19 protein-coding genes, 2 pseudogenes and 1 riboswitch are annotated in these 21570 nt (G+C 43.3%); of the genes and pseudogenes, 4 read left to right on the forward strand and 17 right to left on the reverse strand.

Annotated features, from left to right (window positions below; genetic code table 11):
• Nucleotides 1-1060: 1060 nt before the first annotated feature.
• Nucleotides 1061-1942, forward strand: coding sequence for a glycosyltransferase family 2 protein (locus D3H55_RS01430; RefSeq protein WP_119545111.1), 882 nt, complete (start codon nt 1061-1063; stop codon nt 1940-1942).
• 143 nt (nt 1943-2085) lie between these two features.
• On the opposite strand, the gene D3H55_RS01435 is transcribed toward D3H55_RS01430, so the two are convergent.
• The 4 genes from D3H55_RS01435 to wecB are packed head-to-tail and all read right to left on the reverse strand — an operon-like array spanning nt 2086 to nt 5873.
• Nucleotides 2086-2976, reverse strand: a complete 891-nt coding sequence (locus D3H55_RS01435) for an NAD-dependent epimerase/dehydratase family protein (protein WP_168412923.1) — start codon at nt 2974-2976, stop codon at nt 2086-2088.
• Nucleotides 2973-3803 (reverse strand): dTDP-4-dehydrorhamnose reductase family protein, encoded by an 831-nt coding sequence (locus tag D3H55_RS01440; protein ID WP_119545113.1) that lies wholly within the window; start codon nt 3801-3803, stop codon nt 2973-2975. Before D3H55_RS01440 ends, D3H55_RS01435 begins: the two co-directional genes overlap by 4 nt.
• A complete protein-coding gene (locus D3H55_RS01445; RefSeq protein WP_119545114.1) occupies nt 3803-4789 on the reverse strand; it encodes a polysaccharide biosynthesis protein in 987 nt (328 codons plus the stop codon). Before D3H55_RS01445 ends, D3H55_RS01440 begins: the two co-directional genes overlap by 1 nt.
• Nucleotides 4779-5873, reverse strand: a complete 1095-nt coding sequence (gene wecB / locus D3H55_RS01450; RefSeq protein ID WP_119545115.1) for a non-hydrolyzing UDP-N-acetylglucosamine 2-epimerase — start codon at nt 5871-5873, stop codon at nt 4779-4781. Before wecB ends, D3H55_RS01445 begins: the two co-directional genes overlap by 11 nt.
• Before the next feature lie 384 nt (nt 5874-6257).
• Between wecB and D3H55_RS01455 the strand changes: the two genes are divergently transcribed.
• Nucleotides 6258-7334: a glycosyltransferase family 4 protein gene (locus D3H55_RS01455; RefSeq protein ID WP_119545178.1), complete on the forward strand. Its 1077-nt coding sequence runs from the start codon at nt 6258-6260 to the stop codon at nt 7332-7334.
• 152 nt (nt 7335-7486) lie between these two features.
• Here D3H55_RS01455 and D3H55_RS01460 read toward each other — a convergent pair whose 3' ends face one another.
• Together D3H55_RS01460 and hpf are read right to left on the reverse strand one after the other, a co-directional pair.
• Complete coding sequence (locus D3H55_RS01460) at nt 7487-8320, reverse strand: DUF1028 domain-containing protein (protein ID WP_119545116.1); 834 nt, start codon at nt 8318-8320, stop codon at nt 7487-7489.
• A 299-nt stretch (nt 8321-8619) separates the two neighbouring features.
• Nucleotides 8620-9195, reverse strand: a complete 576-nt coding sequence (gene hpf / locus D3H55_RS01465; RefSeq protein WP_119545117.1) for a ribosome hibernation-promoting factor, HPF/YfiA family — start codon at nt 9193-9195, stop codon at nt 8620-8622.
• Between the two features lie 386 nt (nt 9196-9581).
• Between hpf and D3H55_RS01470 the strand changes: the two genes are divergently transcribed.
• Together D3H55_RS01470 and D3H55_RS01475 are read left to right on the forward strand one after the other, a co-directional pair.
• Nucleotides 9582-12137, forward strand: coding sequence for an EAL domain-containing protein (locus tag D3H55_RS01470; protein WP_119545118.1), 2556 nt, complete (start codon nt 9582-9584; stop codon nt 12135-12137).
• A 449-nt stretch (nt 12138-12586) separates the two neighbouring features.
• A riboswitch (cyclic di-GMP riboswitch) is annotated at nt 12587-12671 on the forward strand.
• Nucleotides 12672-12784: 113 nt separating this feature from the next.
• Nucleotides 12785-13018, forward strand: coding sequence for a hypothetical protein (locus tag D3H55_RS01475; protein WP_168412924.1), 234 nt, complete (start codon nt 12785-12787; stop codon nt 13016-13018).
• A gap of 112 nt (nt 13019-13130) precedes the next feature.
• Here D3H55_RS01475 and fliT read toward each other — a convergent pair whose 3' ends face one another.
• The 11 genes and pseudogenes from fliT to D3H55_RS01525 form a co-directional block, all read right to left on the reverse strand.
• The gene (gene fliT / locus D3H55_RS01480) at nt 13131-13478 is read right to left on the reverse strand and encodes a flagellar protein FliT (RefSeq protein ID WP_119545120.1); all 348 of its coding nucleotides are present in this window, start codon (nt 13476-13478) and stop codon (nt 13131-13133) included.
• Entirely contained in the window at nt 13478-13879 is a 402-nt protein-coding gene (gene fliS / locus D3H55_RS01485) for a flagellar export chaperone FliS (protein ID WP_119545121.1), read from the reverse strand. Before fliS ends, fliT begins: the two co-directional genes overlap by 1 nt.
• 21 nt (nt 13880-13900) lie before the next feature.
• Nucleotides 13901-15427 (reverse strand): flagellar hook-associated protein 2, encoded by a 1527-nt coding sequence (locus D3H55_RS01490; protein ID WP_119545122.1) that lies wholly within the window; start codon nt 15425-15427, stop codon nt 13901-13903.
• Nucleotides 15428-15442: 15 nt separating this feature from the next.
• The gene (gene flaG / locus D3H55_RS01495) at nt 15443-15799 is read right to left on the reverse strand and encodes a flagellar protein FlaG (protein ID WP_119545123.1); all 357 of its coding nucleotides are present in this window, start codon (nt 15797-15799) and stop codon (nt 15443-15445) included.
• A 523-nt stretch (nt 15800-16322) separates the two neighbouring features.
• Nucleotides 16323-16976 (reverse strand): hypothetical protein, encoded by a 654-nt coding sequence (locus D3H55_RS01500; RefSeq protein WP_119545124.1) that lies wholly within the window; start codon nt 16974-16976, stop codon nt 16323-16325.
• A gap of 90 nt (nt 16977-17066) precedes the next feature.
• Nucleotides 17067-17318, reverse strand: a pseudogene (locus tag D3H55_RS25430) (flagellin); the annotation flags it as partial.
• 1209 nt (nt 17319-18527) lie between these two features.
• Nucleotides 18528-18929, reverse strand: a pseudogene (locus D3H55_RS25435) (flagellin N-terminal helical domain-containing protein); the annotation flags it as partial.
• 210 nt (nt 18930-19139) lie between these two features.
• Complete coding sequence (locus tag D3H55_RS01510; protein ID WP_119545126.1) at nt 19140-19307, reverse strand: carbon storage regulator; 168 nt, start codon at nt 19305-19307, stop codon at nt 19140-19142.
• Between the two features lie 202 nt (nt 19308-19509).
• Nucleotides 19510-19662, reverse strand: a complete 153-nt coding sequence (locus D3H55_RS01515; RefSeq protein ID WP_119545127.1) for a carbon storage regulator — start codon at nt 19660-19662, stop codon at nt 19510-19512.
• Nucleotides 19663-19855: 193 nt separating this feature from the next.
• Nucleotides 19856-20092, reverse strand: a complete 237-nt coding sequence (locus D3H55_RS25440; protein WP_276310194.1) for a flagellin — start codon at nt 20090-20092, stop codon at nt 19856-19858.
• A gap of 222 nt (nt 20093-20314) precedes the next feature.
• Nucleotides 20315-21469 carry a flagellin N-terminal helical domain-containing protein gene (locus D3H55_RS01525; RefSeq protein ID WP_119545128.1) on the reverse strand — a complete coding sequence of 385 codons (1155 nt, stop codon included), beginning with the start codon at nt 21467-21469 and terminating at the stop codon, nt 20315-20317.
• Nucleotides 21470-21570 lie beyond the last annotated feature (101 nt).

The following is a 21570-nucleotide window of genomic DNA, read 5'->3' on the forward strand; positions in this document are numbered from 1 at the left end:
CCAATTTAATCTCTAATTGGACCAGCATCTCTCTTCTCTCCCTTTCTCCTTGGCCCATTTAATCTCTAATTGGGCCGGTTACTCTCTCCATCCCTTTCCTCAATGGCCCATTTAATCCCTAATTGGGCCGGTATCTCTCTTCTCTCCCTGTCCCCTTGGCCCATTTAACCCCTAATTGGGCCGCTGACTCTCTCCAACTCCTTTCTCCTTGGTCCATTTAATCTCTATTTGGGCCAGCATCTCTCTTCAGACCATCCTCCCTGACCCATTTAATCTCTAATTGGGCCGGTTACTCTCTCCAGACCCTTCCCCCTTGGCCCATTTAACCCCTAATTGGGCCAGCCTCTCTCTTCTCTCCCTTTCTCCTTGGCCCATTTAATCCCTAATTGGGCCGGTATCTCTCTTCTCTCCCTGTCCCCTTGGCCCATTTAACCCCTAATTGGGCCAGCCTCTCTCTTCTCTCCCTGTCCCCTTGGACCATTTAACCCCTAATTGGGCCACTGACTCTCTCCAACTCCTTTCTCCTTGGCCCATTTAACTCTTAATTGGACCAGTACCTCTCTCCTCACCTTTCCTCCTTGGCCCATTTAATCCCTAATTAGGCCAGCCTCTCTCTTTTCTCCCTGTCCCCTTGGTCCATTTAATCCCTAATTGGGCCAGCCTCTCTCTTCTCTCCCTGTCCCCTTGGCCCATTTAACCCCTAATTGGGCCAGCCTCTCTCTTCTCTCCCTGTCCCCTTGGACCATTTAACCCCTAATTGGGCCGCTGACTCTCTCCAACTCCTTTCTCCCTGCCCCATTTAACTCTTAATTGGACCAGTACCTCTCTCCTCACCCTTCCTCCCTGGACCATTTAACCCCTAAGCGGGCCGCCACCTCGCTCCAGACGCTTCCTCATTAACCAATCAAACAATCCCTCCCCCAGCACTACCGTCTCCCGGCCCAATATATAACCACTCCCACCCATCCAGACTTCCTTTTTTTGACACCTCCTGCCGTCACAAACCCCCGGAGCCTACATAAGATAGCAAAGAGAATGGTTTTGAAAGGAAGGATCTGCCATGTCGAAAGCACCTCCTAAGGTGTCCATTATCATACCCGTGAAAAATGAAGGCATAAATGTTAAGAATACATGTGATTCCCTGTTCAGTGTGAAAACCAATATTGAATTTGAGACGATCATCATTGATGATGCGTCGGATGATAAGTGCTGTGATTTTCTTCATACTTATCCGCATAAAGGAAGGGTCAGGAGGATCAACACGCAGGGAATCGGGCCGGCTAATGCCCGGAATCTCGGTGCCCAGGAAGCCTCACATGACTATCTGATTTTCTGTGATGCCCACCTGACATTCGAAAATTTCTGGATTGACCGCCTGCTGTTCTATCTTCTGGCGGGACATTCCGATGTGGTCCGCCCTGCGATCGCTTCCATGACAGATCCGCATATTGTCGGATATGGACAATCTCTTACCGAAAATCTGAAGGTGAAGTGGAATATGAGGAGGAAGGGACTGTTCGAGACGGCGATCATCCCTGGAGGCTGCTTTATGATACCGAAAAGGGTATTCCAGGATGTCGGCGGTTTTGAAACAGGTTTTTCAAGCTGGGGACATGAAGATGTGGAGATATCGATCAAACTCTGGCTGTTCGGCTACCGCTGTCACTGTGATCCGAATGTGAAGATCCTGCATCTGTTCAGGACTTCCCATCCGTATAAAGTGAATTTCGATGATATCAATTATAATCAGCTGCGGATGGCATATCTTCATTTCAGTGAGGGACGGATCAAGAAGGTGAAAGAAATGATGAGGCACAGTTCAGTGAGGAATATTGATGTCAAAGTCCTTGGAGATGGGGCGAGGACAAAACGGAACGAATATTTTCTAAAGCGGAAAATCGAAGATGATGCATTCTTCAGGAAGTTCAAAATCAATTTCTGAACACCTTTTCTATGTATGCTTATGACTTGCGGTCTTCATAAGCTTTTTTCCTGGCTCTTTCGTAAAATTTGCCGCTCGTTGATACTTTGAGTACCTTCAAGTATCAATGGGAAAAGTCCGACATTTAGAATGTTGAAATCCTTTTAACAACATGTCCGGTGATAGTTCAGGATGTCTGCCATTGATTGCTCAAAAGGAATCTCCGGCTGCCATCCAAGAGCGCGGATCTCAGAAGTATCTACAGCAAAAGGTTCTTCCTCTTCGTCAAGCTCATATGTGATTTCCACCTCGGCACTTGTCAGTCTCACCAAGACTTGAGCCACTTCCCCTAGTGTCCTGCTGATTCCTGTTGCCAGAGCGTATTCCTGTAAACGCCCGCCTTCCCGGAAAATCAGTTCATACGCTTTCACCGCGTCCCGGACATCGAGAAAATCCCTCTGCGATTGAAAATTATGAAGGGGGAGGTTCCCTTTTCCTTCCCCTTGTTCAATACCGGCAAGCTTTGCAGCCAGCAGGGCACAGATTCCCGTCGATTCACCCGGTCCAATCAAATTGGCCGGCCGCGCGAACGTGACATCCAAACTGTACATTTGCGCCCAGCATTTAGAGAGAAAGACCTGAAGATATTTTGTCACTCCATAAGGATGATTCGGTGCCTGTGTCCCGCAAGGATTGAAGTCAATCAGCGAACCAGCGACAAGGATCTTGGAGGAAGGAGCATGCAGCCTGACAGACTCCAGAAGATTCAGCGTTCCGTTGACATTGGCATCAAACGTTGCGGAAGGCCTGCTCCATGAACGGCCGGCATGGTTATCACCCGCCAGGTGCAATACGAAATCGGGCTTCTGTTCTGCCATGATTTCCTGTATCTCATCTGACCGCAGCAGATCCGCTTTTACATAGTTGCCCCCGTCAATGCTTCCACTTTTCCCCCGGATGATCCCGGTGACTGCATACCCCTTTGAACTAAAAAAACGGCATGCCTCAGTACCTGTAAACCCTGAGGCTCCAGTGATCAAAACCGTCTTCTTCATTTGCCTTCCATCCAGTCCCTCAGTTCCTGGAGCATGCATGGATACCCCTGGACTCTGTATTGGATGTCTCCCCTGGTGTTCACCAGGCTCTTGTCACTGAAATGAAGGGTATCACGGCGCACCGCGACATCCTCTTTATCAAAAACAACCTTGATCATCGTCAAAAGCTGAAACTTGGACACTTTCTCGTCATGGCAAAGATGATACAGTCCGCTGACATCATGGGCGATGCAGTACTTGATTGCCTTCGCCAGCTCCAGCGTCGTGACTCCGTTCCAATAAACGCGGTCGTATCCATCGATATCCCCGGACTGCTTCATGAACCACAGAAACAAGCCGCATCCGTCCTCTTTCAATTCCGGTCCTATAATCGATGTCCTGATGGTTAGATGCGGTTCCTTTGTCACTTCACCGAGCGACTTTGTCTGCGCATAGACACTCAGTCCATCTTTTACAGACTGTTCACGATACTGCCCATCACTGCCGGAAAAAACACAGTCGGTACTGATATGAACCAGCCTGGCACCGTTCCCCAGATCATCAAGCACACTTTGGATATGATGAGGCAGGAGACTGTTGATCACAAGCGCATCCTTGATGTGCTTCTCCGCATTCTCGTTCAGCAGTCCGACCGCATTGATGACCACATCAGGGTGAACATCGCAAATCACCCTGGTTACTTCATCCAGGTTCCTGGCATCAAGACGCAGGGTGCCGCCTTCACCTGTCCTGGTTGTACAATGGACTTCGATCCCCTGCTGCTGCTTCAGGTAGTCCACGATCATATGGCCGGCCATTCCCCGCCCGCCAATAACGAGGATTTTCATTACAGGAAGCCTCCATCTTTTAGCATTGCCTTGATTTCTTCCCTGTTGATCGTATTGTCGCTGGAACAATAGGTATCCAGGTTCACCTTCGGATACTCTTTGTAATAGTCACTCAACCCTTCAATCTCGATGGTCGGCAGAATGACATAGTACTCGTTATCATAGATGATCGTGTTATTGCTTTCGAAATCGGTCAAAAGAATTTCATGCAGCTTTTCTCCCGGGCGGATGCCCAGTTCCTCTATTTCTATTTCTTTGCCTTCATACTCTTCTATCAATACATGAGCCAAATCAAGAATCTTGCAGGTAGGCATCTTCATGACGAAGATTTCTCCGCCATAGCTTTCATAGGTCGCTTTAAAAAGAAGCTTGATTGCATCCTTGATCGTCAGGAAGAAGCGGGTCATTTCCTTATCCGTGATGCCGATTTTTGAATGTTTTTCAATTCCATGCCTGAACACATGGATCACACTTCCGTTCGTCCCAAGCACATTTCCACCACGTACGCAGACAAACGTGGTGTCATCGGTTTCAGCATTGGCATTGATGATCAGCTTCTCTCCCATCGCTTTGGTGAATCCATAAAAATTGGATGGATTGGCCGCTTTGTCAGTGGAGATGTAGACCACTTTTTCCACCTTATTTATCATGCTCGCTTCAATGACATTCTGCGTACCGGTCACATTGGTCTTCAGGGCTTCAAGCGGCTGATATTCACAAACAGGAACATGCTTGAGGGCTGCCAGATGAAACACGTAATCCACCCGCCGGCAGGCTTCCACCACCGCTTCCTTGTCACGGATATCCCCTATGATGAACTTCAGCTTGGGATCATGATCGAATTTCTGCTTCATGCTTACCTGGCTTGATTCATTTCTTGAAAACACCCTGATTTCCCGGGGGTTCTTCTCCAGCAATTGGCGCACCAGCTCATACCCCCATGAACCGGTCCCTCCTGTTACAAGAATGATTTTATCAGTAAACAATTTCTGTCCCTCCCAGTATGATTTTCAAAACAGTTGCCGAAACATCCGGCTTGAGGTATTCCGGCGGACAATCCCATGTCCTTGGCTGGTGCAGCATCGTTTTTACACCAGTAAGAATCCGCGCTTCATCCAGCCCGGAAATCAAGTTGCTTCCGCAATCAACGGTTTCCGGCCTTTCCGTCGTCTTCCTGACTGTCACGGCCGGTACATGGAACAAACAGCATTCCTCTTGGACGGTGCCGCTGTCTGTCAACACGCAAAAGGCTTTCTGTTCAAGCTTTACAAAGTCAAAGAAACCAAACGGCTCCCGTGTTTCCACCAGTGGATGCATCTTGATGGCGGAATCTCCCTCAAGCTTTGATCTTGTCCGTGGATGGGTACTGAAGATGATCCGTTTTTGATACTGTTCCGCAATTTTATTCAATGCCCCGGTAATATTTTTCAAATGGACCGGATTGTCGACATTTTCGGCCCGGTGGATGGTGACCAGGAAGTAGTCCTGTTCTTTCAGCCCCAAAGACTCCAGTATTTTACTGTCATCTATGTTTTCTTTGTAATGCATCAGCACTTCATAGATGGGATTTCCGGAAACCATGATTCTCCCAGGAGAAACGCCCTCCCTGAGCAGGTTCTGTTTACTATAGTAGGTGTATGGAAGATTGAATGATGAAACGGCGTCTATTATTTTCCTGTTTTTCTCTTCCGGAACTGCGAGGTCGAAGCAGCGGTTGCCGGCTTCCATATGGATGACGGGGATCATCAGCCGCTCCGCCAATATTGCACTCAGCCCGCTGTTCGTGTCGCCAAGGACCAGGACTTTATCAGGCTGCTCTTTCAACAGGATCTTTTCCAGCTCACGGAATAAAATCGACATTTGCTCACCGAGTGACTGCCGGGAAGAAGATAGAAGATAATCGGGGGCCCTAAGTCCAAGTTCCTCAAAGAATATATCATTCAATGAGCGGGTGAAATTCTGGCCGGTATGCACGATGATATGGCGGTCCGCCAATTCATCCAGCTTCTTCATGATGAGGCTCAACCTGATGATTTCAGGCCTGGTGCCCAGTATTGTCAGTACTTTCATGTTGTCCCTCCTTTACTCCTATAAATAACCTATTCTTTTCCACAGAAAGTGTACTAGTTATTATTCCTAATTTTTCCCTGAGACTCTATTTGCCTATGAAGCCCTTATAGCCCTTGGATATCCACCGGGAGGCCACTTTATCCAGGGACTATCACATGCCTATACCAATCTTCATTCCGTACATACTATATTGATAGGTTTGCATATTGATCTTTCAGCAAAAGAGAAACATTAGAGAAACACGGGAAATTCCGATGGAAAAAACGAGGAATTCATATGCAGGTCCTTGTCTTGACCGAATATCCATTTGAAGAAATGGCCTGCAGCTATGAATGGCCGAACAGGATAAACGAAAAGAGAATCTTTAAAAGGAGTTCTGTATCTATGAAAATTCTATTTGTCTATTACGTCCCGAGCGGGGGTGTCGAAACACTAGCAAGACAAAGGACAGCTGCATTGGCAAACAGCGGCATCCAATTTCAATTCCTGTTCTTTTCACAAGGAGCCGGGATGCAGAATATCAAGGAAAAAACATGGATCACCAACGACGACACACAAATAAGCAGCATCCTTCACTCTGAAAGATTCGATGCGATCATCGTGGGATCAGACTATCCTTTTCTTGAAAGAGTCCGGAAACTGGGATACACAGGCAAACTGATCTATGAGGTCCAGGGGATGGGAATCCTTTCAACGGCAGACAGCATCCTTAAGTATGCCCAGCCCTATGTCAATCAATATGCAGATGCGATATTGCTGCCCAAAACCCCCCACCTCGTATCATTGATTGATAAATATTATCCATTGAAAAAGAAATACTCTTTCCATAACTGCATCGATACCACGAACTTTACGTATGTCACAGAAGGAGTTTCCGCAGAGCCATACATGCTGCTCGGCTGGGTTGGAAGATTGGAGGAAAACAAAAACTGGAAGGAATTCCTGAAGATATCGAAGAGGCTGGTGACCAGCCACCCTAACTTGCGGATTTGGATATTCACCGATTCCAACCTTAATCCCCCATCTGAAGTAAGGGCGTTTCAAAAAATGGCAAGAACCCTGAAGCTGCAAAGACATATCACCATGCTCTCCAACATTCCCTATAATCAAATGCCCACCTACTACACCCGGATCGGGAACTCCGGCGGCATGCTTTGCTCCACCTCAAAATACGAAGGGTTCGGTTATGCGATGGTCGAAGCGATGTGCTGCCTCTGCCCTGTGCTGACCACCGACTCGGACGGCATCAAAAGCTTCATCTTCCATAACTCGACAGGAAAAATTTATCGACAGGGCGACATCAACCATGCCGTAAGAGAAGCCACCGATTTCATCCACAACGCTCCTCTAAAAGCTCAAATCAGGCAAAATGCCCAGCAGTACATCAAGCAGCACTTTACCCCGGAAATCTATGCCGCTAATTTCCTCCAGATGCTGCGAGAACTGCAGCTTAATATATAAAAAGAAGGTGTCCTTTTGGCAGGACACCTTCTTAGATTTACAGGTATGTAAGTTGGGAGAGAGTGTTTCACAAGATGAGGACCTCATTTGTACTCGGTCTGGCAATCATAAGACACCTTCTCTTCAAATCTACTCTCCAGTTGGTTCAATTATTATTTCCCCTGTTTCTTCATAAACTCCAGCACATCCAGATCAATGCTTCCTTCGTGCTCCCGCATTTCGAAATTCTCTGTATGCAGGTAATCCCGCAGCCCCTGGTGCACGGTCTTGTCCTCTTTCATATAGCCATGTCGCTCCAGCTCTGCCTCCAGTTCCTCCTTGACAGATCCATCCACCGGTACAATCCTGTCCGGATTCGATGCCGCGAAATACAGCTGATGAAGATTGAAAATCCGGATTAACTCTTTAATGGGGTCAGGATGATCATCCACCCTCAGGTCGATCAAGCGGTCATTGAAGCCGCCGTAACCGCCCTTTTCTTTCACCACATAGATGGCTGCGGACTGTTTTCCCCTTGAATCGCCTCCCGCTTCCTGTCCGGCATCCAGTGCTTTTAGGAGCCTTTCTGCCAGGGTTCCTTCCGTTGAAGTAAACGTTCCGGCCATGGCTTCCACCGTCCGCTGGTCGACAAGGATATTCCCCTGCGCGGCGAAATGCTCGCCGATCATGCCGCCGGCCCAATCATAGCAGCCTTCTCCTGTAAAGGTGGCTGCATTGCCCTGCGCATCAATCAGGCCGACCTGGCGGAGGTGCCGGTCAGGGTCATCCTGCATGATGATTTCCAATGCTTCTTCTGCTGTTTTTCCTTCTTCCATCAATTGAAGAGCATGCGGTCCATAGGCTGTGTTGGCATAAGACTGTGTCGCCACTGCCCCCGCACCTGCCCGGGCAAACGGAACGACGGCACCGACCCCGATGAATTTGGACTGCACCGCAATCCCCCACTCTTTTTCTTTTGGATCAAATCCGACAATACTGAATGTCATATTGGCTTTCCTCCCGGTAAAATTTATCCTTTATTGAGTTTATTCGACACACGAAAAAAATTTCCTTTTTATTAGGCTGATTAATATATATCTCAAATAATATCCTGGTAATTCACCGAAAAAACCCCGGTAAGCAAGAAAGATGAGAGCTACTCTCCCTTTTTCGAATAAGAAGCCTTGGAATACAGGGGGAAAATACGCTCTTGGGATTTTTCCGAAAGAACCAATTTATGCGAAAACAACTTTCTATAAATGTAAAAGCACCCTGCAGAAACTGCAGGATGCTGATTTTTGTCATGTTAGGTTGTTTCAATCAAGCCGTATTTTCCGTCCCTGCGCTTATACACGATATTCGTTGCATTCGTTTCAGCGTCAGTGAAGATGAAGAAACTGTGGCCGAGAAGATCCATCTGCAGGATCGCTTCCTCGCTGTCCATCGGCTTCAGGTTGAATTGCTTTGTTCTTACCACTTCATTCGGGACATCCGTTTCATCTTCCTGCGCCTTTTCATTCAGCTGGGCTGTAGTCAACCCTTCCTGAGCGGCGAAGAATTCTTTCGGGCTGCCTTTTTCACGCATTTTGCGGTTCACTTTTGTTTTGTGCTTTCGGATTTGTCTCTCCAGTTTATCTACGATCAGGTCGATTGCTGCGTACATATCTTCGTGGCGTTCCTCTGCGCGCAGTACCAGATGCGGCATCGGGATTGTCACTTCGACCTTTGTTTTCTTATCAGGATATACCTTCAAGTTAACATTTACGTCAGCATCAGGAGTTTCATTGAAGTAACGATTCAACTTTCCAATCTTATTCTCCAAGTGTTCTCGAATCGCTGGAGTTACCTCAATGTTCTCGCCTCGAATGTTGTAGTTCAACATGTAAACTCCTCCTTTTAGATAAAGCTATGTTTATATATTTCTCTATTCCCTTCTTTATTCCTGCTTAATCTTTCGAAATATTTTGACGAATTTTAAAATAATTTGTAGAAAGCTGTTACGACAGGGTTTTGAGAAATATATCTTATTAATATTTTCTCATGTTTATGCCGGCGTAAACTATTTATTCTTGAATTGTTTGTGAATGTTTGCACATTTAATGATCAAGAGAATCCGGGCAGTGCCAGACACCCGGGCGGCTACCTCCGTTCAGACATGAAACATTTTCCATCTATTTTTGTAATTTTTTGACGAATTAGTTGTTGCCGCTTTCAATTGGTACTTTTATACTATATTTACAACCAGTTTTTTCAAAAGGAGTGAAACCATTGCCGATTTTATTTCCTTCGATTCGAAAGAAACGGAGAACTGAGATGAAAGATGATTTTACAGAACAGGAATACTTCAAGTTTCTTTTTGAACATTCACCTGACATTATTGTTCATTACGATAGCAATGGAAAACTCCTTCATATTAATAAAGCTACCACGTGTATTACGGGCCATCAGCTAAGCGGCTCTGAACTCCGCATCGCAGATTTCACTCCTGATGCCTATAAAAGCGTGGTACGGAACCATTTTAAGGCGGCCGTCAAAGGCACTGTCCAAAAATTCAAATCCCAGGCCTACCATAAGGATGGAAGCCTTCTCGACCTGGAAATCACCTACATCCCCATCCATGAAACGAAGAAAACAATCGGAGTGTACGCCATTATTCATGAGGTAACAGAAAAGGTCGCCCTTCAATTAGAGCTGAAGGCAAAGAACCGGGAGCTGGAAGACGTCTCAGACACCCTCGAAGCTGCAATCTGGTCCTACGATAATCTCGAAAAGTCCATTACATTCTGCACCACTGGAATCAAACATATCTCCGAAATGGAAGCGGAGGAATTCTTGAATGGCCATCTTAAATGGAGAGACCTGGTCTGCAGGGATGACCTAAATAAATATGATGAAGATATGAAAGTCCTCCACCAGGGGCATACCATCTCCCACCGGTACCGGATCACCACCCCTTCAGGGAAACAGAAGTGGCTGAATGAAAAAATCATTCCGATCAAGGACTCCCAGGACCAGATCATCCGATTTCACGGAATCGTCACCGATACCACAAAGGATAAAGAATTGGGAGAACGCGTGGAGCACCTTCTTCACCATGACTCCCTGACAGCCCTGCCCAACCGGAAAATGCTTGAAAACGAGATGAGGCATTGTATTGAACAGAAACAGAATTTCGCCTTTATCTATGTGCATCTGAACAGATTTAAATATATCAACGAAACACTTGGACCTGTCATTGGTGATGAGCTTCTTGAAGAAGCAGCTTCCCGCCTGAAAGAATATCAGGAAAACGGCGTCTTTGTTTCAAGATTCAGTAATGATGATTTCGTGCTTTTACTGAAAAACATGAACGGATTGCAGAAGGTGACGGATTTGTGCAGGGAGATCATCGGGAAGCTGAAAGAGCCTTATGCAGCAGGGGAATTTGAACTGCTGCTGACGACCTCGATCGGTGCCAGTCTATATCCTTCCGATTCAAAGTCTATCACAGAACTTTTTCAGAACGCCTCGGCTGCCATGAACAGGGCAAAGGAACTCGGCAAGAATACATATCAGATCTATTCTCCTGAAAACAGCATCGATGCCTACAAACGTTTTGTCTTAGAAAAAGACTTCAGGAACGCCTTAAAGAACGATGAACTACAGCTCTATTTTCAACCGAAAGTCGATTCCCGGCTCAATCAAATCATAGGTGCAGAAGCACTTCTGCGCTGGGATCACCCTGAATGGGGGCTCGTTTCCCCCAATGAGTTCATCCCATACGCTGAGGAAAACGGCTTTATCATCGAGGTAGGGGAATGGGTGCTGGAGAGAGCCTGTGTGATACTGCAGGACTGGAGAAAGCAGGGACTTTCCCTGGTGCCGGTTTCCATCAACCTGTCTCCTCAGCACTTCCTGGTAAAAAATCTAAAGGCCAACCTCCTTTCAGTGTTGGAGAAATACGATATATCTCCTGAATTGATTGAATTGGAGATAACAGAGGCAGTCTTCCTTCAACACGAAGAGACAGTTAAACAAACGATTGATGAACTCCGTGAAATGGGCATACGCATCTTGATAGACGATTTCGGAACCGGTTATACGTCATTTGCCTACCTAAAGGACCTGACAGTGGACGGAATCAAAATTGACCGCTCCTATACTAAAGAACTGGGTGACAACACGAAAAACGGCGCCATCATCAAAAACCTGGCGAGCCTGTCAGCGGATTTAAACATGTCCGCCACTATAGAAGGGATTGAAACAGAGGAGCAGCTGAAATTCCTGAAGAAAATCAAGTGCCACCTGATACAGGGGTACCTATACAGCAAGCCCGTCCCTGCTGAAAAATTTCAAGAACTGCTAAAAGGGAAAACCATCAAGCCTGATAAGTCGAGGACCAGTGCCGTCAAACACGAACAGCGCCGTTACTTCAGGATTCTTCCCCCTGTGCCTTTGGAAGGGTCAGCCACCATCATCAGCATTAACAAAAAGAAAGTCACCACCGGAAAAACAGGTGTGGCGGTAACAGATATAGGTCCAGGGGGCCTGGGCTTCATATCTCATATCCAATTCCCGCCTGACAGAGAGATCCTGCTGAATTTCTCCTTGAAGATTTCAGGAAAAGAGATTGTCCATAATGGAAAAATTGCCTGGAGAGAGGAAATCGACGAAAACTTCTTCCGTTACGGGGTAGATTTTCAGCTCCACCCGGGTGAAAGAGAGTCGCTGACAAAGACGTTAAATCAATTCACGCTGGCGTTGAAAAGAAATACTATGCCAGGTGGTACGGATATGATTGAAGGCGATCCTTTTGAATATTTGGGGGAGGTTAAGAAGAGGTAGGAGCATAGATTTTCTGGTAGCCGGGTAACGGCTTCTTAACACTATGTTATTCCTTCAAAATATACAAAAACCCCAGGAAACCTTATTTCCTGGGGGTCTTTAATTCTAGGAGTACTGACTAAACCTAAATAAGGATTACAAGTAAAGCATTTTTAACATAATGGATGTTTTTCTGATTTTGAGTACCCAGCTAGAATTAATTTTGAACCTTATTATTTATTCTGTCATCATTACCAATTCCTTTTTGTAAAACTGCCGTATTTCTCGTCCCTATCATATGGTCTTTGCCAAGCCGGGACTTCATTCTTTCATTCCCAGACACCTCGTAGAACTTAACTCTCATTTATATTGTCGAAAAATAAGGAAATATGTAATTGTTTTCCTCAGAAATATTGAAAATTAGGTTCTTTTGATTTATTATTAAAATAGTTTGAAAAGTCTATTGACAAAATTGAAAAAGGCAAACTTATCGAAAGGTAAGGACGCAAAGCTGCGGGTCTAAGGTAACTAAACTATGACAGCCGGGCTGCCAAAAAGTTTTGTAGATAAATATATGTAATGGATCTTAACCATTCCACTTCATTTATCCACCTTCTTTTTGGTGGACTTTTTTTATACAATTTAAAAAGAGAGGGAAGGAAAGAATGATGACGGTTTTGTTTGGATCTGTTGAATATTTTGAAAATGAATTAACTGCTTACTTAGCCAATGAAGAAGTAAATCATGTGACGACGAATCAAAAATTAGAGTTTATCTTTTCCACCATAAAAGAAGAGATTGCTTATAGTTTCATTTGCAGCGAGACCTTTCGTAAGGAATGCTTGGAAAACCTTAGAAAAGCTTATAGTAGGGTTAGTGATTCTAAATATGTGGTTCGATAAAATGACAGAAACATATAAAAAAAGGAAAGCCCTTGTTTGCTTTCCTTTTTTCACAGAATGAAATAAGCAGCGCAATCAAAAACTGATTTGGCTGCTTATTCTTATTTTTTATTCATTTCTTTTTATCATAAAACATCCCGTCATGCTGAAGAGAAGCATAGGGGTTGCTATATTTCCTTGCCGTGGTCTTCTTTTTGGAGACGCTGTTGATCGTCCTTTTGATGTCATTCCGAAGATTGGTCATCCCTTTTTCAATTTCAGTATTCCAAACGACGATCTGACGGCCAAGCTCTTTTTCTTCCTCAGAATATGGAGCTTTCATTTGTTTCATGGTTTCCTGCCGTTCCTCAAGCAATCCTTCAATTTCGGCTATGACCTCATCCCTTGATTTTTCATAGGGATTTTTAAGCATTGTAACAAGCTTTTCAGTAAGATCATAGCACTCCTGCACCCTGCTCATCAGGCTTGGCGCTGGCCGCCGTGCTGCTGCTGGCGGTTGATCTGGATGGCCTGCTTCCATGTATCACGGAATTCAGTCAGCATGCCTTCCGCTTCCTCCAGGATAGTGACATCATTTTTGATATTCGCTTCCATCAGGCGGCGATTGATATAGTCGTAAAGCGGAAGAAGTTCGTTAGACATCGGTATATCCATGTTCAAGGTGACCATCATTTCCTGCACGATGGCCTGCGCCTTCTGGATGTTTGTATTCTTCACTTCCACATTCTTTTCTTCAATAGCTTTTTTCGCGATATTGATGAACTTTAAGCTCCCGGTATAAAGCATCAACGTCAATTCACCTGGTGATGCAGTTGTAACTGAGTTATTTTGATAGGCTTTATAAGGATTATTGATTGCCATAATGACACTCCTTTAGTTGGTTTACATACTGAATTGCTGCATTAAGTACATCGACTGCGAGTTCGCCTTCTGGATCGCTTTCTCCATCGCAGTGAACTGGCGCCAGTAGCGGTCTTCAATCTGGACGAGCCGGTCTTCGAAGCGGTCCATTTGGTCTTGGATGCTGTCCAGGTTCCTGCCAAGCGTAAACGTTGTATTGGTGCTTGTTGATTTACCGGCTTTTTTCTCGATACTGTCAATGGTCGTGCTGATCGTTTCCCTCAGACGGCGGGCGAGCCCTTTTTCGGATGTGGTTCCTCCATCTTTGGCAAACAACTCATATATCGCATTCGGATCTTTGCTGATTGCTTCCTTCAGCTTGTTTTCATCGATGATAAGCTTGCCTCGCTCAAGGTAGTTGCTCGACGTCTTAATCCCGATTTGTGCAAGCTGATTGGTTTCCGAAGTGCCCCCAGATATCGGTGAATACAAATCTGTTCTCATTTTATTCAGGGCAGACGAAAGCACCGAGTCATTCCGGAGTGTCCCGCTTTTCGCTTTTTCTTCCCAAAGCTCGATCTCCTTCTCTTCCATCGCTTCTTTTTGAGATGCCGTCAATGGCTGGAAGTCACGGTACTTCTTCTCACCAAGTTCCCCGTTTACTTTTTCTATGAGCTTATTGTAGTCGTCGACGAACTTGACGATCTTCTCTAAGATTTTTTCCGTATCCGGAGAAGAACTGAAGGTTACAGGAGATGTTGTTTGGTTTTTCAATGTGAGCTCAAAACCATTAATGGAAAAAGTATTGGATGTTCTTTTGGTACGCAGTCCATTGTAGGTGATATCCGCATTCAAGCCATAAGAGCCATGTCCGTTCGTAACCGCCATGTTATTGTTGTCATCAAGCTTTAAATGACTAACCAGATCTCCTGAAAACTCGATTTCCGGTCCATTCTCATTGTTGCCCGTATTTTTAGCTGTTACCGCCATTTTTTTCTCATGGGGATCATAAAACATCGAAACGCCTGTCTCAGAATTGATCTTGTTTATCATGCCCTGGAAAGTCGTATCCATAGAGAAGGTTAATGTCTTTTCCTCAAGGATACCATCCTTGTTGACAGCCTTTACGGTAATGGACTTTTCCTCATCCAGACCAATTCCAAATAGATCGCCTAACTTTGTGGACATACCGGCCGCTTTCTGCGGATCATCTGGATCTGTGATTTGACCAGAACCAAACATAGTGGCGGCTGTTGCCATCCGATGGACTTCAATACTACCGGAAAAATCAGAGGTAGAATTAATATTTTTGACGGAAATTGCATTCGGATCCGAGACATTGACGGACTTCTGTGTATAGGTGGCCTGTTTCATCACACCGTCAAAAATAGAGTTACTGAACTCAAAAAGCTGCTTATTGATGTCCCGGTAATCATCGCGCTGCCATTCCATATAAGTTTTCTTCTGTTCCATTTTATCCAAAGGCAGCCGTTCCGCCTTCATCAAATCCTTGATCATCTGGTCGGTATCCATCCCGGACGCCAAACCACCGATACGCATATCACTCATGAGGACACCTCATCCCTAAATCTTTTTATCTACCATTAAACCAATAAATTCCGTCATTTCCGCATACATATCCAGCATCTTCTTAGCGGGAATTTCGCGCACGACTTCATTTGTTTTATTATCTACAATCGTCACATAGTATTCTTTTAACTTTTCATGAAATTGAAATTGAATGGACGTATTCGACGCCTCCAGAAACTCATTCGTGCTATTGATTACTTCTTCCACTTTCTCTCTTGTGACAGGGTCTTGAGGAATTGCATGTGGGAGTTCGTCCTGTACTTGGTTTGTTTTATGTATGGACCCCGTTCTTGGGGTCTCCTGATTTGGTATAGAGAAAGCCGTGGCACTGCCTGTCACTTTATCGATCATTTTCTTGATCCTCCTGTGGGTTATATGGGTTATATCGGTAGATTAAAGGGAAGGTTTAGGAATTGAGGTGTTGTATTTGAAATTTAACTATTATCAATGCTTCCTTTTTAAAGGAGAACCCACTCAACTCCTTACTTTAGATACTCAAGAGATAATTTAGTAACTATGGAATTAGGAAATGCGTTTATTGGAATGGTAAATGAGATCAATAGCTGGTTAGAACACATCTCTCTTTAAGTCGACAGGATTCGGGGAGTCACTGTGACGTTTTATTTGGGCTTGGTACACAGCGATTTTTATATAGGATGCTTGATTCCTTTACTAGCTCTAGGCTAAACAATGTTCACTCGTTTTGAAGATTGATTTTTCATGTTTACGATTCCTCCTCCAAAATAGAAAAAGGGCTTCCCTCCGAAAAGAGAAGCCCCAGTTTGATGAACATCATGTTCATGTATGTTCAATTATATAATATTTGCTTGATTTCCCCGTTCACCTGATAAATACAGATTACCTACCTATTTTTTTATTTTCCTAACCTTTTTCGTCCAATTTCTACTAACTTCTTGTAGTTTTCCCAAATATCTGTTCCAACCTGATTTGAATCTCGAATAATTTTAATGTATAAATCATAATCTTTTTCTTTTAAGCATTTATCAATTCTCCAGTAGTCCTCACTGTTTGCATTTGGGATTCTAGCTACATACTCTGCAAGTATTCTATCCAACTTCTTATAATCTTCTAAAAGGCTTATCCTTATTTCTTCCAAGTCATTGTCAATGAATTCAAATTCTGGATTGCCTTCAGTTTCAATAAAACTATGTAGAATTCTAATATTTTCATAAGGGAATTTTCCCGAACCAAAATCCATCCTTTCAAAGAAGTCTCTGGCGTATGTCATTGGAACTAATTCCTTTATCTCGTTTAAAACTTTTCTATCTAAGTCATTAAAACTTATTTTCTTGCGAAGCTTTATTATATATAAAGTAACTTGTGAACTAATAAGCAGTAACGCCATTATAATAATCAAAAGAAATAAAAGTGAAAAGGGAATCTCATAATTTAATATTTTCTTAATTGATTCATATTCAGGTGTATAAAAAAACAAACCCAAAAGAGGAATAATTAAGAATGCCAAAATCCAAGTTGCCCATTTTGACAGATTCTCTAAAAACTTCAACACTTCACCCCTTAATATTATCAAAATGTTTGATAATTATTAAAGAAAGAGACCCCAGCAAAGCCAGAGTCCCTTCCAAATAATTTAAAATTAACGAAGAAGCTGTAGAACTCCTTGTGGTTGTTGGTTAGCTTGAGCCAACATTGCTTGTGCTGCTTGAGAAAGAATAGAATTCTTTGTTTGGTTCATCATTTCTTTCGCCATATCTACATCGCGAATACGAGATTCCGCGGCAGTTAGGTTTTCAGATGAAGTACCTAGGTTGTTGATTGTGTGTTCAAGACGGTTTTGAACAGCACCTAGTTTACCACGCTCAGAAGAAACAGAAGCGATAGCTTTATCAATAATAGAAATTGATTTTGAAGCATCTTCTTTGTTAGAGATGTTTAAAGCTGCTTCACCCTTAATATCATTTGTACCGTTTGTTACTGAATTAGAAGCTGTAAATCCAGCTTGTCCAGCATTACCTGTAATACCTAAAGCTGCTGAACGCATATCTTGAATATTCAAGGACATTGATTGTCCAGTATTAGCACCAATTTGGAATTTAGTATTATAACCAGAACCTTGTGCTCCTGGTCCTGTAACTTGTTCAATATTTCCTACTGTTTCAGTTCCAGTAAAACCTACAGCAGCTAGTGGTCCACCAGTACCATCAGTTAATTTTATATCTTTACCAGATTCAGAAACAAATTGAACTTTGTTATCAGCAGATAACGAAGCAGTAACTTTATCTGAAAGACCCGCTTCTTGTAAAGAAGCATTTAAATCCTTAACTAAATCATTCATAGCAGATTTTGCTACATTTGAATCGGTGTTGTTAGTATCGTATACTTTTCCTTCTTTTAACGTGACATCTACTGCACTTTCGTTACCCACAGTAAGTTTGAAAGTTGAATTTGCGACAATAGTATTATCTGTAGATGCACCTAACGTTGTAGTACCTTCAATTCCAGCTCTTTCAATTGTAGATGGTTGCCCCGTTGATGAAGAAGTAGTAGCAGTAACATCAAAACCTAGTTTTGTAGCTTCGGTTGCATTTCCAGATACTTTAACTTCACTTGTAGAACCTGATGACTTTGCCGTAAATACAAGTTTATCTGTATCAACTTTAATATCAACAAGTTCAGACAGCTTGACTCCACCTGATGTAAGTTCGCCCAACTTAGTTGCTAATTCTGTAGCATTTTGAGCAGCAGTAGAATTGTCGTTTTCTCCAGCAAGTGTGGCTTCAGCAGCCTCTTTATCTGCAAGAGCTGCAGCTGTTGCATCTATTTGAGCTTGCGTCGCTCCAGGAGCATCAGAAGTAGCTTTTGCAGTGTCATAAGCTGTTGTTTTAGTGGCTAGGTCAGCTGTTGCAGCATCAAATCCAACTGATTTGTCCGTACCTACTGTAAGAGCACCAACATCAAAAGTTTTTCCATCTACTGTTATTTTAGCTCCAGCACCAATTGCTAATTCACCTGTACCAACTGTTGCACCTGTAACAGAAGCTTGAGTAGCTTTTGTTATCTTTTCTCCAGCATTAGAACCAATTCCACCGTTTAATAACTTCTGTGTATTAAACTCTGTCGTGTTACCAATACGGTTAATTTCAGAAGTTAATTGGTTTAACTCATCTTGCATTGCAGTACGGTCTGCATCTGTAGAAGTACCATTTGCAGATTGGTTAGCTAATTCACGCATGCGTTGTAGAATATCGTGAGTTTCGTTTAAAGCGCCTTCAGCAGTAGAAATTAAAGAAATACCATCTTGAGCATTTTTAGCTGCCATATCTAGACCACGAATTTGCCCACGCATTTTTTCAGAGATTGCTAGACCTGCTGCATCATCTCCAGCTTTGTTAATACGAAGACCAGAAGATAACTTCTCCATTGATTTACCTTGTGCAGTTGATGCACTATTCAACTGACGATAAGTATTAAGTGCCGCGATATTGTGATTAATTCTCATTTTTGTTTTCCTCCCTGGAATTTTAGGTGAACTTCCATTTTCACCGAATTATATTTATATAATTAGGAGATTCTTAAACCTAGGACGCTAAGAACCTCCCAGCTATACCGAAAAATAAAAAAGACAAGTGAATGGTATGAACAAGAAAAGCTTCCTGCTTGTCCTGTTCATAGTCATTCACTCGTCCTTGAGTGTTTTGTATTTTATTTGTTATGCATGCTTCTGCTGTTCTTCCCAAAGCTCCCCGCGTGTGATACTTATGTGTTTAGGTGCCTCTATCGCCAGGCGAAGCTGTCCATTGTCGCTTTTTACTACTTTTATCTTTATTTCATCATTGATTACGACATATTCTCCCGGTTTTCTGCCGAGTACTAACATTTTAATGTCCTCCTTTTAGGAAAAAAGGATGAGCTAATAAACCCACTGCAATTTCCCGCTTCCTGCAGGTTGCAATAAGTTCACTAGCTCATCCTTGAGTAGATTATATAGTTAAAGGTTAGTTTTAATTTCTGTTATTTTCTTGTTCATAAATAATATCGGCAGTGAATGAAGAAGTTTAATACTTATTCAGGAAAATTTTTTAATTCTTTTCCATCTCTCCTCGAATAATAGCAATCTCCTTTGGTGCCTCAATTCCTAACCTGAGCTGATTGGAGTCAGACAAGATCACTTGGACTTTAATATCGTCTCCGATCCTAATATACTCCCCGGGTTTTCTACCCAATACCAACATCTACTTTCCTCCTTGAAAGTTACTCTATGAAGTTGTGGTGTTTTTATACCATGAGATATTATACCGATAAATTGAAATTACTTCAATTTAATTAAATAATTTGGAAAATATGGGTATCGGTTGTATTTCGAGAGAGCCTTGTTAAACAAATATAAAAAGACACCGGAATCTCTCCAGTGTCTTTGTTGATCTATTAACGAAGAAGTTGTAGAACTCCTTGTGGCTGTTGGTTAGCTTGCGCAAGCATTGCTTGAGCAGCTTGAGAAAGAATAGAATTCTTCGTTTGGTTCATCATTTCTTTCGCCATCGTGCGAACATTTACTTTCATAAATGACCAGACTATATCTTCACCCTCTATCATTCTAGTAGGGGTCGGGCACTTCGGATTCACAGGGCTGATGTACACTGTTTCACCTACGGATTTCATCATCATAGCTTTCGCCTAAGATGGTCTATCCTAGTCGTTGAACCTTCTCCACTCTTTCGAGACAGGAGCTTGGCTGCTGATTGCCCATATCTTTCTTCTTTTCAGCCCTTCACGTCTGTCGTTTCCAACTCCGTTGTGGGGAAGAAAGCTCTAAGGGGTTTCCAGCAATTCACCCGATTATGATCTCTAGCCGTTACCAGCTAGGACGACTGTGCTCTTTACTGCTTAGGCAGCTAGAGCATAATCTACGTCACGGATACGAGATTCCGCAGCAGTTAGGTTTTCGGAAGATGTGTTTAGATTGTTGATTGTATGGTCTAGGCGGTTTTGAGTAGACCCTAATTTTGAGCGTTCAGATGAAACTTTTTGAATCGCTTCATCTATAACTTTAATAGCCACATTAGCCTGAGATTGATTTCCAACTTTTAGATTTGCTACGCCTAAAGCTGAAGAACTCATATTCTCGATATCTAAATCAAGGCTTTGCCCTGTATTAGCTCCAATTTGGAATGTAGCGCTTCCATCATTAGTTCTTGCGTCAGCTGCTGCTTGCGTTTCATTAAAGGCAGATAATGCATCAGTTGCAGATTGCCTTACGTTTCCAGCAGAATCATTAACAGTTATAGTTACACCATGTACAGCATTTGAAAAACCAGAATTAGCTGCATCAAAAGAAATCTTGCCACCGGCTACAGAAACTGCTGTATCAGCATCATTTGTACCGCCGGCTGTACCATCTGTATTGCCCAATCCTGATACTGCATCAGTAGCATCAACTGTCCAAGTGTGTTCTACTAAGGATCCATCTTTCAAGTATGATACTGTAATTTCATCACCAGCAGCAATTCCAAGACTATTACCATCTTTATCAGTTAAAGCTGTTAAGAGGGTCGCTCCCGTAGTTCCTGCATCTAGAGTGGCATTCTCATTTTTATTAACTTGAGCACTAGCTACCTTACCCATTGATCCGTCTAAAAGATTTTTAGTGTTAAATTGAGTAGTATCACTAATTCGGTCTATTTCCTTTGTAAGCTGATCCATCTCATCTTGTATATTATCGCGATCTTGAGTTGTATTTGTATCGTTCGCTGATTGTACAGATAACTCACGCATACGTTGTAATATTGAATGAGTTTCATTCAATGCACCTTCTGCAGTTTGAATTAAAGATGTCGCATCCTGAGCATTTTTAGAAGCCATGTCTAACCCGCGAATTTGACCACGCATCTTTTCAGAAATCGCAAGACCTGCTGCATCATCTGCCGCGTTATTAATACGAAGACCTGAAGATAGCTTTTCCATAGACTTTGATTGGGCAGTTGAAGCACTATTCAATTGACGATAAGTATTAAGTGCCGCGATATTGTGATTAATTCTCATAATAAAAAAATCCTCCTTGATAGTAGAGTCCACGTCCTTGTGGATCATTTTGTTCAGGGATTGAAAAGGTCGGCCGCCCTTTGTTCTCCCTTACACTACTT

It is taken from the genome of Bacillus salacetis (assembly GCF_003581585.1).
Taxonomy (GTDB): Bacteria; Bacillota; Bacilli; order Bacillales; family Bacillaceae_B; genus Rossellomorea; species Rossellomorea salacetis.

What these genes read in the sequence shown, in the direction of transcription:
- D3H55_RS01430 (WP_119545111.1), top strand. Translation starts at nt 1,061, where the DNA reads ATGTCGAAAGCACCTCCTAAGGTGTCCATTATCATACCCGTGAAAAAT.
- D3H55_RS01435 (WP_168412923.1), bottom strand. Translation starts at nt 2,976, where the DNA reads ATGAAGAAGACGGTTTTGATCACTGGAGCCTCAGGGTTTACAGGTACT.
- D3H55_RS01440 (WP_119545113.1), bottom strand. Translation starts at nt 3,803, where the DNA reads ATGAAAATCCTCGTTATTGGCGGGCGGGGAATGGCCGGCCATATGATC.
- wecB (WP_119545115.1), bottom strand. Translation starts at nt 5,873, where the DNA reads ATGAAAGTACTGACAATACTGGGCACCAGGCCTGAAATCATCAGGTTG.
- D3H55_RS01455 (WP_119545178.1), top strand. Translation starts at nt 6,258, where the DNA reads ATGAAAATTCTATTTGTCTATTACGTCCCGAGCGGGGGTGTCGAAACA.
- D3H55_RS01460 (WP_119545116.1), bottom strand. Translation starts at nt 8,320, where the DNA reads ATGACATTCAGTATTGTCGGATTTGATCCAAAAGAAAAAGAGTGGGGG.
- hpf (WP_119545117.1), bottom strand. Translation starts at nt 9,195, where the DNA reads ATGTTGAACTACAACATTCGAGGCGAGAACATTGAGGTAACTCCAGCG.
- D3H55_RS01475 (WP_168412924.1), top strand. Translation starts at nt 12,785, where the DNA reads ATGACGGTTTTGTTTGGATCTGTTGAATATTTTGAAAATGAATTAACT.
- fliT (WP_119545120.1), bottom strand. Translation starts at nt 13,478, where the DNA reads ATGAGCAGGGTGCAGGAGTGCTATGATCTTACTGAAAAGCTTGTTACA.
- fliS (WP_119545121.1), bottom strand. Translation starts at nt 13,879, where the DNA reads ATGGCAATCAATAATCCTTATAAAGCCTATCAAAATAACTCAGTTACA.
- D3H55_RS01490 (WP_119545122.1), bottom strand. Translation starts at nt 15,427, where the DNA reads ATGAGTGATATGCGTATCGGTGGTTTGGCGTCCGGGATGGATACCGAC.
- flaG (WP_119545123.1), bottom strand. Translation starts at nt 15,799, where the DNA reads ATGATCGATAAAGTGACAGGCAGTGCCACGGCTTTCTCTATACCAAAT.
- D3H55_RS01510 (WP_119545126.1), bottom strand. Translation starts at nt 19,307, where the DNA reads ATGTTAGTACTCGGCAGAAAACCGGGAGAATATGTCGTAATCAATGAT.
- D3H55_RS01515 (WP_119545127.1), bottom strand. Translation starts at nt 19,662, where the DNA reads ATGTTGGTATTGGGTAGAAAACCCGGGGAGTATATTAGGATCGGAGAC.
- D3H55_RS25440 (WP_276310194.1), bottom strand. Translation starts at nt 20,092, where the DNA reads ATGATGAAATCCGTAGGTGAAACAGTGTACATCAGCCCTGTGAATCCG.
- D3H55_RS01525 (WP_119545128.1), bottom strand. Translation starts at nt 21,469, where the DNA reads ATGAGAATTAATCACAATATCGCGGCACTTAATACTTATCGTCAATTG.